This is a genomic window from Hathewaya histolytica (assembly GCF_901482605.1).
Lineage (GTDB): Bacteria > Bacillota > Clostridia > Clostridiales > Clostridiaceae > Hathewaya > Hathewaya histolytica.
Window position 1 is genome coordinate 2,425,204 of the sequence record NZ_LR590481.1, and the last position, 11,984, is coordinate 2,437,187.

General features: G+C 34.2%; 12 protein-coding genes. All 12 read right to left on the reverse strand.

The annotated features are described in order from the left end of the window. Window positions 1-21: 21 nt before the first annotated feature. Window positions 22-306 carry a 30S ribosomal protein S19 gene (gene rpsS, locus FGL08_RS11690; protein ID WP_138210963.1) on the reverse strand — a complete coding sequence of 95 codons (285 nt, stop codon included), beginning with the start codon at window positions 304-306 and terminating at the stop codon, window positions 22-24. A 55-nt stretch (window positions 307-361) separates the two neighbouring features. Then, complete coding sequence (gene rplB / locus FGL08_RS11695; RefSeq protein ID WP_138210964.1) at window positions 362-1,189, reverse strand: 50S ribosomal protein L2; 828 nt, start codon at window positions 1,187-1,189, stop codon at window positions 362-364. Between the two features lie 59 nt (window positions 1,190-1,248). After that, window positions 1,249-1,542: a 50S ribosomal protein L23 gene (gene rplW, locus FGL08_RS11700; protein WP_138210965.1), complete on the reverse strand. Its 294-nt coding sequence runs from the start codon at window positions 1,540-1,542 to the stop codon at window positions 1,249-1,251. Continuing rightward, entirely contained in the window at window positions 1,542-2,162 is a 621-nt protein-coding gene (gene rplD / locus FGL08_RS11705; protein WP_138210966.1) for a 50S ribosomal protein L4, read from the reverse strand. The genes rplW and rplD overlap by 1 nt, the downstream gene beginning before the upstream one ends. Before the next feature lie 17 nt (window positions 2,163-2,179). Next, a complete protein-coding gene (rplC, locus tag FGL08_RS11710) occupies window positions 2,180-2,815 on the reverse strand; it encodes a 50S ribosomal protein L3 (protein ID WP_138210967.1) in 636 nt (211 codons plus the stop codon). Between the two features lie 69 nt (window positions 2,816-2,884). Beyond that, the gene (rpsJ, locus tag FGL08_RS11715; protein WP_138210968.1) at window positions 2,885-3,193 is read right to left on the reverse strand and encodes a 30S ribosomal protein S10; all 309 of its coding nucleotides are present in this window, start codon (window positions 3,191-3,193) and stop codon (window positions 2,885-2,887) included. 355 nt (window positions 3,194-3,548) lie between these two features. Continuing rightward, the gene (gene tuf, locus FGL08_RS11720; RefSeq protein WP_138210969.1) at window positions 3,549-4,742 is read right to left on the reverse strand and encodes an elongation factor Tu; all 1,194 of its coding nucleotides are present in this window, start codon (window positions 4,740-4,742) and stop codon (window positions 3,549-3,551) included. Window positions 4,743-4,812: 70 nt separating this feature from the next. Then, a complete protein-coding gene (gene fusA, locus FGL08_RS11725) occupies window positions 4,813-6,882 on the reverse strand; it encodes an elongation factor G (RefSeq protein WP_171012064.1) in 2,070 nt (689 codons plus the stop codon). 74 nt (window positions 6,883-6,956) lie between these two features. Further along, entirely contained in the window at window positions 6,957-7,427 is a 471-nt protein-coding gene (rpsG, locus tag FGL08_RS11730; RefSeq protein WP_138210970.1) for a 30S ribosomal protein S7, read from the reverse strand. A gap of 171 nt (window positions 7,428-7,598) precedes the next feature. Next, the gene (gene rpsL / locus FGL08_RS11735) at window positions 7,599-7,976 is read right to left on the reverse strand and encodes a 30S ribosomal protein S12 (protein WP_138210971.1); all 378 of its coding nucleotides are present in this window, start codon (window positions 7,974-7,976) and stop codon (window positions 7,599-7,601) included. Window positions 7,977-8,055: 79 nt separating this feature from the next. Continuing rightward, on the reverse strand, window positions 8,056-8,319 hold the full coding sequence (locus FGL08_RS11740) for a ribosomal L7Ae/L30e/S12e/Gadd45 family protein (RefSeq protein ID WP_138210972.1): 264 nt from the start codon (window positions 8,317-8,319) through the stop codon (window positions 8,056-8,058). Window positions 8,320-8,440: 121 nt separating this feature from the next. Next, complete coding sequence (gene rpoC / locus FGL08_RS11745) at window positions 8,441-11,968, reverse strand: DNA-directed RNA polymerase subunit beta' (RefSeq protein WP_138210973.1); 3,528 nt, start codon at window positions 11,966-11,968, stop codon at window positions 8,441-8,443. Between the last annotated feature and the right edge of the window lie 16 nt (window positions 11,969-11,984).

Sequence of the window (11,984 nt, forward strand, 5' to 3'; positions counted from 1 at the left end):
ATTTATTGCCTCCTTTCCGGACTATTTTCTAACTTTTGATGATTTTTCTTTGTCTACGTGACCTTTGTAAGTTCTTGTCATAACGAACTCACCTAACTTGTGGCCTACCATGTCCTCACTTACATATACAGGAACATGTTTTCTTCCATCATGAACAGCTATTGTGTGCCCTACCATTTGTGGAAATATTGTTGAACTTCTTGACCAAGTCTTCACAACTTTTTTTTCATCATTTTTATTCATTTCAAGGATTCTTTTCATAAGTGCTTCTTGTACGAAAGGTCCTTTTTTAATTGATCTACTCATGTTGTGCCTCCCTCCTATCTATATAATAGGTGAAGAGAATGTTAATTCTCTTCTACTATTTTCTTCTCTTAACAATAAGTCTATCAGAGTACTTTTTATTCTTTCTAGTCTTGTATCCAAGAGTTGGTTTACCCCATGGAGTAACTGGTGATGGACGTCCAATTGGTGTTCTTCCTTCTCCTCCTCCGTGTGGGTGGTCATTAGGGTTCATAACAGATCCTCTTACATGAGGTCTTATTCCTAAATGTCTCTTTCTTCCCGCTTTACCGATATTAACAATTTCATGAGTTAAGTTAGAAACAGTACCAATTGTAGCTCTACACTCAATTCTTACTTTTCTTAACTCACCACTTGGTAATCTTAATAAAGCATACTTACCTTCTTTAGCCATAAGCTGTGCTGATGCACCAGCTGATCTAACCATCTGAGCACCTTTTCCAGCTGCTAATTCTATATTGTGAATTACAGTACCTACTGGAATATTTATAAGTGGTAGTGCGTTACCTGGTTTGATGTCAGCTTCTGGCCCTGATACAACTACATCTCCAACTTTTAATCCAACAGGAGCTATTATGTATCTTTTTTCGCCATCTGCATATATAACTAATGCTATATAAGCTGATCTATTTGGATCATACTCTATAGTTGCAACTTTAGCTGGAATATTATCTTTATTTCTCTTAAAGTCTATTATTCTATACTTTCTTTTAGCTCCGCCTCCACGATGACGAACAGTTATTTTACCTTGTGAGTTTCTTCCAGCAGTCTTATTTAAAGACACTAAAAGAGATTTCTCTGGCTTATTTGTTGTAACTTCTTCAAAAGTAGGCATTGTCATATGTCTTCTTGAAGGTGTTGTAGGTTTAAAACTCTTTAAAGCCATGGTTTTTCCCTCCTTTTAAACGCTTTTCTGGCCTATGCCAATAATTGCTTTTTAGTAAATTAAATTCCTTCGAAGAATTCAATTGTTTTGCTATCTGCAGTAAGTTTAACTATTGCCTTCTTATAATCAGCTTTTTTACCTTGGTGAACTCCAACTCTTTTGTTCTTACCAATGTATCTTACTGTTTTAACATCTTCTACTTTAACTGCGAAAACATCTTCCACAGCTCTCTTAATTTGAGATTTATTAGCATGTATGTCAACTATAAAGGTGTATTTTTTTTCTGCCATTGCTGCCATACTTTTTTCTGTTATAACTGGTTTTCTTATAATATCATGGCTTACTAGCTTCATTATGCATACACCTCCTCAATTTTGTTAACGGCACCCTTAGTTACCATTACTTTTTCGTACTTTAATAGGTCATATACATTTATATTATTAACAGGAAGTACCTCTACTCCTTGTATGTTTCTAGCTGATTTGTATACATTCTCATTGTTATTTTCAGTTAAAATCAATGTTTTTTTAGCTTCAAAAGCCTTTAACATTTCAGTTACTACTTTTGTCTTAGGAGCTTCTAACTCAAGACTTTCTAAAACAACAAGATTGTTTTCTAATACTTTAGAAGATAAAGCTGATTTTAATGCTAATCTTCTAACTTTCTTTGGAACTGCCATTCTATAATCTCTTGGCTTCGGAGCAAATACAACTCCCCCATGAATCCATTGTGGAGCTCTTATAGAACCTTGTCTAGCTCTACCAGTTCCCTTTTGTCTCCATGGTTTAATTCCTCCACCACGAACTTCTGATCTAGTTTTAGCTGATTGAGTTCCTTGTCTTTTATTAGCAAGTTGAGCAACAACTACTTGATGCATAACTTCATTATTTACTTCGATACCGAACACATTGTCATTTAATTGAACTTCCCCAACTTTTTGGGCTTCTTTATTATAAACAGCTATTGTTGGCATACAACCTCCTCCTTTCTCTAAAAGTGTTGTTTAACTGTATTTCTTATTAATATGTATCCTTTTTTAGGACCTGGAACTGCTCCTTTAATAAGGATGATGTTCTTATCTGCCATAATCTTAGCAACTTCTAAGTTTAAAACAGTAGTTTTAACGTGTCCCATATGACCTGGCATTCTTCTATTTTTAAAAGTTCTTGATGGATCAGAAGATCCTCCTTGAGAACCTGGTGCTCTATGGAATTTAGAACCGTGACTCTTTGGTCCTATGTGGTTACCCCATCTTTTAACTGCGCCTTGGAATCCCTTACCTTTTGAAACTCCAGTAACGTCAATTTTCTCACCTGCTGCAAATATATCAGCTTTAATTTCTGAGCCAACTTCGTAAGCAGTTATGTCTTCTAATCTTAATTCTTTAACGAATTTCTTAGGATTTACACCTGCTTTTTTAAATTCACCTAGCATCGGTTTATTGAATAAAGTTTCTCTCTTATCATCAAATCCGATTTTTATAGCATCATATCCATCATTTTCAACTGTTTTCTTTTGAATAACAGCACATGGACCTGCTTCTACAACTGTTACTGGTACAACTTTACCATTTTCATCAAATATTTGAGTCATACCTAATTTTCTACCTAATATTGCTTTTTTCATTTAAAGCACCTCCTATTAATATTAGCGGATCACCTAATGATCATAATATTTCAAAGTAAACCTTGTAAATTAAAGTTTAATCTCGATGTCTACCCCTGCTGGTAAATCGATTCTCATTAGAGCATCAACTGTTTTTTGAGATGGACTTAATATGTCTAATAATCTCTTGTGAGTTCTAATTTCAAATTGCTCTCTAGAATCTTTGTACTTATGAGGAGCTCTTAATATTGTAACAACATCTTTTTCAGTTGGTAACGGCACTGGACCTGCTACTCCTGCCCCAGTATTTTTAGCTGTTTCAACAATTTTTTGTGCTGATTGATCTAAAAGATTGTTATCATACGCTTTTAATCTTATTCTTATTTTTTCAGTTGCCATTGGATTCCCCTCCTTTACTAATTTTCATGATTTTTTATTTTAAAACAGTTATAAACTGTTCCGGGTGTTGCATAATTTAAAATATGAAAGTAAATAATTTCTTATTTACACTAAAGTTTTTATTAAATTTAACGTACAAACATATTGATTTCACAATACAACTTCTTTAGTATACAATATTTCTTTACTTTTGACAAGTATTTTTTACGGAATTTATTTTAAATTAAAGTATGTATGAACTCATAAATTATTTTACTATTATTGTTATTTTATTATATATTAATTTACTTTATTAAGGGAGGATTTCTCCCCCCATAAATTTATATTGGCCAATATTATTTATAAAACTTTTTAACTATTCGATTATTGTAGTAACAACACCTGATCCTACTGTTCTTCCGCCTTCTCTTATAGCGAATCTTAATCCTTCTTCCATTGCTACTTTTGTAATTAATTCTACATTCATATCAATGTGATCCCCAGGCATTACCATTTCTACTCCGTCTGGTAATTGGATTGATCCTGTAACGTCTGTTGTTCTGAAGTAGAATTGTGGTCTATATCCATTAAAGAATGGTGTATGTCTTCCACCTTCTTCTTTCTTTAATACGTATACTTGACCTACAAATTTTCTATGAGGTTTTACTGTTCCTGGTTTTGAAAGTACTTGACCTCTCTGTACGTCTGTTCTTTGTACTCCTCTTAGTAATGCTCCGATATTATCTCCAGCCATTGCTTGATCTAATAACTTTCTGAACATTTCTACTCCTGTACATACTACTTTCTTAGACTCATCGCTTAATCCTACGATTTCGATTTCATCTCCAACTTTTACTATTCCTCTTTCAACTCTTCCTGTTACAACTGTTCCTCTTCCTGTGATTGTGAATACGTCTTCTATTGGCATTAAGAAGTCTTTTTCTGTATCTCTTTCTGGAGTTGGAATGTATGCATCTATTTCATCCATTAAGTCTAATATGCATTTTGTCTTTTCATCATTTTCTAAGTTGTTTATTGCTTCTAATGCTGATCCTGTTACGATCGGTGCACCGTCTCCATCAAATCCATATTCGCTTAATAATTCTCTGATTTCCATTTCTACTAATTCTAATAGTTCTGGATCATCTACCATGTCAGCTTTGTTTAAGAATACTACTATATGTTGTACCCCTACTCTTGATGCTAGTAGAATGTGCTCTCTTGTTTGTGGCATTGGACCATCTGCTGCTGATACAACTAAGATAGCTCCATCCATTTGTGCTGCACCTGTGATCATGTTCTTAACGTAGTCTGCGTGTCCTGGACAGTCAACGTGTGCATAGTGTCTGTTGTCTGTTTGGTATTCTACGTGTGATGTATTGATTGTGATTCCTCTTTCTCTTTCTTCTGGTGCTTTATCGATTTCATCATATTTTGATGCTTCTGCATACCCTTTTTGTGCTAGCACTAAAGTGATTGCTGCTGTTAATGTTGTTTTACCATGGTCTACGTGTCCTATTGTTCCTATATTTACGTGCGGTTTATTTCTTTCAAATTTAGCTTTTGACATTGTTTTTTTCCTCCTTTATAGTAACCGTTATAATGGAATTTATTTTTTATATACTATAAATAATTAATTATTATTTCTTTTCTCTGCTTCCTGCAATTTGTTCCATAACACTCTTTGGAACTGGCTCATACGCTGCAAACTCCATGCTATAGTTTCCTCTACCTTGAGTTCTTGATCTTAAAGTTGTTGCATATCCAAACATCTCTGATAGTGGTATCATAGATTTTATTACTTGAGCTCCAGCTTGAGCTTCCATTCCTTCAATTCTTCCTCTTCTTGAGTTTACATCACCCATAACATCTCCCATGTACTCTTCTGGGACAACAATTTCAACCCTCATTATAGGTTCAAGAAGTACTGGTTTTGCCTTAGCCATAGCATTTTTAAATGCCATAGATCCAGCTATTTTAAAGGCCATTTCTGATGAGTCAACATCATGGTATGATCCATCAAATAATTTAACTTTAAAGTTTAGAACTGGATAGCCAGCTATTACACCACTTTGAGATGCTTCTTCAATACCATTTTGTATTGCTGGGATGTATTCTCTTGGAACAACTCCACCTACAATAGCATTTTCAAATTGGAATTCACCTTCATGAGGAATCATTTCAATCCAGCAGTGACCATATTGTCCACGACCACCTGATTGTCTTACAAACTTACCTTCAGCTTTAACAGCTTCAGTAATAGTTTCTTTGTATGCAACTTGTGGCTTACCAACGTTACAGTCTACTTTAAATTCTCTTTGTAATCTGTCAACTATAATTTCAAGGTGTAATTCACCCATACCTGCTATAATTGTTTGGCCTGTTTCTTGATCTGTAAATGTTTTAAATGTTGGATCCTCTTCTGCTAATTTAGCAAGAGCTATACCCATTTTCTCTGAACCAGCTTTTGTTTTTGGTTCTATAGCAACTGAGATAACTGGCTCTGGGAATTCCATACTTTCTAAGATAACAGGAGAATCTTCAGAAGATAAAGTATCACCAGTAGTTGTGTTCTTTAAGCCTATGATAGCTCCTAATTCACCTGCACGTAATTCTTCAACTTCTTCTCTATGATTTGAGTGCATTTTAACAAGTCTACCGATTCTTTCTTTCTTTCCTTTAGTAGAATTATACACATATGTTCCACTAGTCATTATACCTGAATAAACTCTTGTGAAAGCTAATCTACCTACGAATGGATCAGTAGCAATCTTAAATGCTAATGCTGCTAGTGGCTCGTCATCTGAAGCGTGTCTAGCTACCTCTTCACCATCTAAATTAGTTCCTGTTATAGCAGGGATATCTAATGGTGATGGTAAGAATTCAACAGCTGTATCTATCATCATTTGAACACCTTTGTTTCTATATGAAGAACCGCATATAACAGGTACTATCTCATTGTTACATACACCTTTTCTTAATGCAACTTTTAATTCATCAAGAGTTAATTCTTCTCCTTCAAGGTATTTCATCATTAATTCTTCATCTAACTCAGCTATTGATTCTAACATTGAAGCTCTATATTCATCAGCCATTTCTTGCATTTCTGCTGGAATATCAGCTTCTTCATATTCTCTACCTAATTCATCTTTGTAGATTTCTGCTTTCATTGTTAATAGGTCAATTATACCTACAAAATTATCTTCTTTACCAATAGGTAATTGAATTGGAACTGCATTAGCATGAAGTCTTTCTCTCATCATTCTTACTGCTCTATAGAAGTCAGCTCCAAGTATATCCATCTTATTAACATAAGCTACTCTTGGAACCTTATATTTATCTGCCTGTCTCCATACTGTTTCAGATTGAGGTTCAACCCCACCCTTTGCACAGAATACACCTACTGCACCATCAAGAACTCTTAAAGATCTTTCAACCTCAACAGTAAAATCTACGTGACCTGGTGTATCTATTATATTTATTACGTGGTCTTTCCACATACAAGTTGTTGCAGCAGAAGTAATTGTTATACCTCTTTCTTGTTCTTGAACCATCCAGTCCATAGTTGCTGCACCTTCGTGAGTCTCACCTAATTTATGAGTTCTCCCTGTGTAAAAAAGGATACGCTCTGTAGTTGTTGTTTTACCAGCATCAATGTGAGCCATGATACCAATATTACGGAATTTCTCTAAAGGATACTCTCTACTCAACTTTATTCCTCCTCTCAATATGTTCATTTTTTAATTTTAGAAAACTGTTTTGGACTACCAAAACAGTTTTTGTATTAATATCTATAATGTGCAAATGCCTTATTAGCTTCAGCCATTTTGTGAGTATCTTCTCTCTTCTTAACTGCTGCTCCAGTGTTGTTTGAAGCATCTATTAATTCAGCAGCAAGTTTCTCACTCATGCCTCTTTCGCCTCTTTTTCTTGTAGCAATTAGTAGCCATCTGATTCCTAATGTCTGTCTTCTTTCTGGTCTTACTTCTATAGGTACTTGGTATGTAGCTCCACCTATTCTTCTAGCTTTTACTTCTAGTAAAGGCATAATGTTGTTCATCGCTTCTTCGAAAACCTCAATTGCGTCTTTACCAGTCTTTTCTGCTATTAAGTTAAATGCATTGTAACATATTTTTTGAGCTGTACCTTTTTTCCCATCATACATAATAGAGTTTATTAATTTTGATACAACTATGCTGTTGTACATTGGATCTGCTAAAACTTCTCTTTTTTTAATAGTTCCTTTTCTTGGCATTTTACTTCCCTCCTTAAACATTTCTAATTTAGATCATAGGTACTCGATACTTAAAATATCGCCATCTATATGTAAAGATTTTTCTCTACTAGGTGTTATGAGACATTTTAAATATTAAGACATCAGTTAGTTTATATAAACGTGAAGCTACAGCACTGCTAATTTACGAAACTATTTTTTCTTAGGTCTTTTAGTTCCGTACTTTGATCTGCTTTGCATTCTGTTGTTAACACCTGCAGAATCAAGAGCTCCTCTTACAATGTGGTATCTTACACCAGGAAGGTCTTTTACTCTTCCGCCCTTAATTAATACAACACTGTGCTCTTGTAAGTTGTGTCCTTCACCTGGGATATAAGCTGATACTTCATATCCGTTAGTAAGTCTTACTCTAGCAACTTTTCTTAACGCTGAGTTAGGCTTCTTAGGTGTAGTAGTTTTTACTACTGTACATACACCTCTTTTTTGTGGGCACTCTTTTAATGCTGGTGAGTCAGATTTATATGCTACAGTTGATCTGCCTTTTCTTACTAATTGGTTGATTGTTGGCATACACGCACACCTCCTCATATTTTCATAAATTACAATACTGTGCTTTTATTTTAAGATTTTACTTTTACAACTTTAATAATTATAGATCAATAATATTATTCTCTAATATTAAAGCTGCTGCAGCTCCTACATCTATATTACATATTTCCCCCAGTTCTTGCATTGTAGGAATATAAATAACATCTAAAGTGTTATTTTGAGCTAATTCTAGAAGAGGTTTTATAACCTTTTCCGCGGCATCTCTCGCTACGTACACTTGAACATAAGATAAACTTTCTAGGTTTTTTAGAGCCTTAATAGACTGCTTAACCCCTATAATCTTTTTTGAATCTTTTTTGAACATAACTATTCCTCCAGGATTAATTATGCTTAATTTTATTAAACACATTGTCATAGTCCTAAATGATAGTCTACAACAATGTGTATTTTATCATTTTACTTTGTTTATGTCAATAAATTATTATTTATTGGTTTTGTACTTGTTCTTCTACGTCTTGATCCTCAGTACTTATTTTTAAAGTTCTATATCTAGTCATACCAGTTCCTGCCGGTATCAATTTACCTAGGATTACATTTTCTTTAAGTCCTACTAGTGGATCTATCTTTCCTTTTATAGCTGCATCAGTAAGAACTCTTGTAGTTTCCTGGAATGAAGCTGCTGATAGGAATGAATCTGTAGCAAGCGCTGCCTTAGTAATACCTAAAAGAGTTACTTTTCCTTCAGCTGGACTTCCACCTTCATCTACTGCTTTACTATTCTCTGCGTCGAACTCTATAATATCTATCAAAGTTCCCGGTAGTAAAGAAGTATCTCCTGATTCCTCAATCTTAACTTTTCTAGTCATTTGTCTAACTACAACCTCTAAGTGTTTATCGTTGATGTCAACCCCTTGTAGTCTATAAACTTTCTGAACTTCTGATAATAGATAGTTTTTAACACCTTCTATACCCTTTATTCTTAAAATGTCATGTGGGTTTACTGAACCTTGAGTAATTTCATCTCCGGCTTCAATTCTTGTTCCATTTGTAACTTTTAACCTAGATCCAAATGGTATATCATAACTATATTCTTCACCATCATCAGCTGTTATGACTACTACTCTCTTCTTCTTAGTTTCTTCTATCCTAGCAACTCCGGAAACTTCTCCCACTATTGCAAGCCCTTTTGGTTTTCTAGCTTCAAATAATTCTTCAACTCTAGGAAGACCTTGCGTAATATCCGCGCCAGCAACTCCTCCTGTATGGAATGTTCTCATTGTAAGCTGAGTTCCAGGTTCTCCAATTGACTGAGCTGCTATAATTCCAACTGATTCTCCAATGTTTATTTTCTCACCAGTTGCCATGTTCATACCATAACACTTAGAACATACACCGAATTTTGATTTACAAGTGAAGACTGATCTTATTAATACTGATTTCACACCTGATTCTTCAACCTTTGAAGCAAGTTCTATATCCATGTAATCATCACATTTAACTATAACTTCTCCAGTTTCAGGGTGTATTATATCTTGTGCTGAATATCTTCCTGTTAATCTTTCAGTTAAGCTCTCAATTAATTCGTTACCCTCTTTAATTTCAGTAACAATGAAACCATCTTTTGTTCCGCAATCCTCTTCTCTTATTATTACGTCCTGACTTACATCAACAAGTCTTCTTGTTAAATAACCAGAGTCTGCAGTTTTAAGTGCTGTATCGGCATTACCTTTTCTAGCTCCGTGTGTAGATATAAAGTACTCAAGTACATTAAGTCCTTCTCTAAAAGATGCTCTAATCGGAAGTTCTATAATTTTTCCTGACGGGTTAGCCATAAGACCTCTCATACCTGCAAGCTGTTTAATCTGGCTCTTAGATCCTCTCGCACCAGAATCAGCCATCATAAATATTGGGTTGAATTTATCAAAACTATCCATTAATGCATTTGCAACACTTTCTGTAGTCTTAGTCCACTTATCTATTACCTTCTCATATCTTTCATCCTCAGATATAAAGCCTCTTCTATACATCTTTTCAATTTTTTCTACAGTAGCATCAGCTTCAGCAAGTAATGTCTTTTTGGATTCTGGAACTATCATATCTGATACAGATATTGTTATCGCCCCTATACTTGAATAATGATATCCTGTAGATTTAATTTTATCAAGCATAATAGAGGTTACTGTTGGTCCATATTTCAAATAACATTTATCAATAATCTTTCCTAGATTCTTTTTGCTTACTAGGAAATCAATTTCCAATTTAAATATATTTTCTGGATTGCTTCTATCTATGAAACCTAAATCCTGTGGTATAGATTCGTTAAATATCAACTTTCCAGGAGTAGTAGCTATAATTCCTTTTAAGTTTTCGCCATTTACTTCTTTAGTAATTCTAACCTTGATTTTAGAATGTAGATCTAACTCTCCACATTGGTATGCCATGTAAACTTCTTCTGGAGAAGAAAAAGTTCTTCCTTCACCTTTAGCTCCATCTCTATCCATAGTTAGATAATATGAACCAAGTACCATATCCTGTGTAGGTACACAAACTGGTTTACCATCTGACGGTTTTAATATATTATGTGCTGCAAGCATTAAAAATCTAGCTTCTGCCTGAGCTTCTACAGATAATGGTACGTGAACTGCCATTTGGTCTCCATCAAAGTCCGCATTATATGCTGTACATACTAACGGATGTAATTTTATAGCTCTTCCTTCTACTAATATAGGTTGGAATGCTTGAATTCCTAATCTATGCAACGTCGGAGCACGATTAAGCATTACTGGATGGTCTTTTATTACTTCTTCTAAGACATCCCAAACTTGTGGCATTACCCTTTCAACCATTCTTTTTGCACTCTTAATATTATGTGCAATTCCGATTTCAACAAGCTTTTTCATTACAAATGGTTTAAATAGTTCAAGTGCCATTTCCTTCGGAAGACCACATTGATACATTTTCAATTCTGGTCCTACAACTATAACGGAACGTCCAGAATAATCAACACGTTTTCCTAGTAGGTTCTGTCTAAATCTACCTTGCTTTCCTTTAAGCATATCAGATAAAGATTTTAATGGTCTATTTCCAGGCCCAGTTACAGGTCTTCCTCTTCTACCATTATCTATAAGCGCATCTACTGCTTCTTGAAGCATTCTTTTTTCATTTCTAACTATAATATCCGGTGCACCTAAAGATAATAATTTTTTAAGTCTATTATTTCTATTTATTACTCTTCTATATAAATCATTTAAGTCTGAAGTTGCAAATCTTCCACCATCCAATTGAACCATAGGTCTGATATCTGGTGGTATAACTGGTATGACATCAATTACCATCCATTCAGGTTTATTAGTTGATTTTCTAAATGATTCAACAACTTCTAATCTTCTTATACTTCTTACTCTCTTTTGTCCTGTATTAGTCTTTAATTCTTCCTTTAGTTCTACTGATAAAGACTCAAGATCAATTTCTGATAGTAATATTTTTATAGCTTCTGCACCTATTTCGGCAAAAAAGCTACTATATCCAAATTTATCCACAGCTTCTCTATATTCTTTTTCACTTAATAGTTGTTTCTTTATTAGAGACGTTTCTTTTGGATCTATAACTACATAAGATGCGAAGTATAATATTTTTTCTAAAGATCTAGGTGACATATCAAGTATTAATCCCATTCTTGATGGTATACCTTTGAAATACCAAATATGAGATACAGGGGCTGCAAGTTCAATATGCCCCATTCTCTCACGTCTTACTTTAGACTTAGTAACTTCAACACCACATCTGTCACATACTATACCTTTATATCTTACTCTTTTATATTTTCCACAATGGCATTCCCAGTCTTTCATAGGTCCAAATATTTTTTCACAAAAAAGACCATCTTTTTCTGGTTTTAATGTTCTATAGTTTATTGTTTCAGGTTTTTTAACCTCACCTCTTGACCACTCTCTTATTTGTTCTGGTGAAGCCAATCCTATTTGAATAGCATCAAAATTATTTAATTCAAACAAGGGTACATCCTCCCTT

Bases quoted from the DNA above. Each gene is read 5' to 3' on its own strand.
- rplB (WP_138210964.1), bottom strand. From the start codon at position 1,189: ATGGCTTTAAAGAGTTTTAAACCTACAACACCTTCAAGAAGACATATG.
- FGL08_RS11740 (WP_138210972.1), bottom strand. From the start codon at position 8,319: ATGTTCAAAAAAGATTCAAAAAAGATTATAGGGGTTAAGCAGTCTATT.
- rplW (WP_138210965.1), bottom strand. From the start codon at position 1,542: ATGAAGCTAGTAAGCCATGATATTATAAGAAAACCAGTTATAACAGAA.
- rpsS (WP_138210963.1), bottom strand. From the start codon at position 306: ATGAGTAGATCAATTAAAAAAGGACCTTTCGTACAAGAAGCACTTATG.
- rpsJ (WP_138210968.1), bottom strand. From the start codon at position 3,193: ATGGCAACTGAAAAAATAAGAATAAGATTAAAAGCGTATGATAACAAT.
- rplC (WP_138210967.1), bottom strand. From the start codon at position 2,815: ATGAAAAAAGCAATATTAGGTAGAAAATTAGGTATGACTCAAATATTT.
- rplD (WP_138210966.1), bottom strand. From the start codon at position 2,162: ATGCCAACAATAGCTGTTTATAATAAAGAAGCCCAAAAAGTTGGGGAA.
- rpsG (WP_138210970.1), bottom strand. From the start codon at position 7,427: ATGCCAAGAAAAGGAACTATTAAAAAAAGAGAAGTTTTAGCAGATCCA.
- rpsL (WP_138210971.1), bottom strand. From the start codon at position 7,976: ATGCCAACAATCAACCAATTAGTAAGAAAAGGCAGATCAACTGTAGCA.
- tuf (WP_138210969.1), bottom strand. From the start codon at position 4,742: ATGTCAAAAGCTAAATTTGAAAGAAATAAACCGCACGTAAATATAGGA.